This is a genomic window from Kitasatospora sp. NPDC007106 (genome assembly GCF_040634455.1).
In the GTDB taxonomy this organism is placed as follows: domain Bacteria; phylum Actinomycetota; class Actinomycetes; order Streptomycetales; family Streptomycetaceae; genus Kitasatospora; species Kitasatospora arboriphila.
Genome location: NZ_JBEYFP010001131.1, coordinates 1 through 1634, shown reverse-complemented (window position 1 = coordinate 1634; position 1634 = coordinate 1). Strand labels below are relative to the sequence as shown.

The window sequence follows — 1634 nt, the reverse complement described above, 5'->3', positions numbered from 1 at the left end:
AGCGCGCTGCACGGCCGCCAGGTGCGGGTTCTCCACCAGGTGCGCCGTGGCGTCGGCGGCGGAGAGGGTGATGGTGATGAGGAAGTCCGTGGCGGCGAAGCCCAGCAGGACGAGGACGAAGAGCTTGCCCTGCCAGAAGCTCAGCAGCCGCTCCAGCATGGCGATCGAGCCCTCGCCGTGCGGGCTCTCCTTCGCCACCCGGCGGTAGACCGGCAGCGCCCCGCACAGGGTCACCACGACCAGCACGATGGTGGCCACCGGCGAGAGCAGGCCGGCCGCGAGGGCGGCGATGCCGGGCTGGTAGCCGAGGGTCGAGAAGTAGTCCAGACCGGTCAGGCACATCACCCGCCACCAGCGCTGCCCGTGCTCCTCGGGCGCCTCGGCGTGCGGGCCGGGGTGCTGCTTCGCCCGGTCCGACAGCCCCTCCAGCAGCCACGCCCGCAGCCGGCTCGGTGCCGCGGGTTGAGGGGGGACCGGCGGGGAAGTTGTGGACACGGCAGACTCCGTCGAGGGCGCAAACGATCAAGCCGCCCGGTGGGCGGCTCCGCCAGAGTAGACAGCCGATTCATGGGCCTCTTTCGCCATCACGTACACATCGGCGCCCTGTCCTGGCACTACCGGTTGTGTCGGCCAACGGTTCGAGGACACTCGACGGTCGGACGGCCGGCGTCTGCCGGAGGGCGGCCGGAGCGCCTTCCACCGTCCGCCCGGCATGCGAAACCGCACGTCACCGCAGGTCCGGACGGCACCGGACGGCCCACTCGGACACCCGGGCGGCCACCGTCGGCCGGCTTGTCCGACCACGCCGGGGCACTCGCCGACGCCGGGCCGGTACGGACGGCCACGCCGGGTGCCGCAGCGGCGGGCGGCCGAATCTTGACGGATCTTTAACGCCCCTGCGGGCGCCCTCCCACCCTGCAGGACAGCACCCCCGGCCTTACCCCCGGAACTGCTCGCCGTCCTCGCACCCGATCACCGTCGTCGGGGCGACCTGGGCGATCGGCGGGCCCTCAAGCCCGGCAAGCGCTGCTGCCACGGTCTGGCCCGCCGGAGCGGCCGGCGGCCCGGTGACGTCACCGTCCCGTCGGACGCCGACACGGCCCGACCCGCCTGCCGGATGCGCCGGCCCTTCGAGTGTCAGCCCGCGTCGTACCCACACTCCCGCCGCGTCGCCCCGCGGAGGCGCCCGTTACACCGGGTAGCCGATCTCCGGCGGCTCCTCCCCCGGCTCCTCCGGGTCCGCCTCCCCCTCCACAGGGCCGACCGTGCCATCCCATGACACCGGTTCCCCGCGGTCAGGCTCGGCGGGCGTACGACGTGAGGCGGTCGGCGAGTGCGGCGACGAGGTCGCGGAGTTCGTCGGGGCGCTCGATGACGAACGGCCGGTCGAGTGAGGCGAGTACCGGCGGCAACCAGTCGAGCCTCTCCACCCTCAGCTCGACGCGCAGCCAGCGCTCGGTCGCCCGGTCCTCGCCGGCCGCGGACTCGTGCTCCTCCAGGCTCGCGAGGCCGGCCGGAAGGCGGGCGCGGATCTGCTCGACCGTCCCGTGGATCCGCACGGTCACCTGATGCCGGTACTCGGCCGCGGCGAACCCCGACAGCACGCGCTGTGCCGGACCGGGGCCCACCGGCGC

Annotated in this window: 1 protein-coding gene and 1 pseudogene; both read right to left on the bottom strand. The window is 74.1% G+C overall.

The window, feature by feature from the left end; all coding sequences use genetic code 11:
• Nucleotides 1-495, bottom strand: a pseudogene (locus ABZ641_RS36455) (amino acid transporter); the annotation flags it as partial.
• An 800-nt stretch (nucleotides 496-1295) separates the two neighbouring features.
• Nucleotides 1296-1634: WYL domain-containing protein (locus ABZ641_RS36450; RefSeq protein ID WP_359988812.1), on the bottom strand; the 339-nt coding region annotated here is incomplete at its 5' end.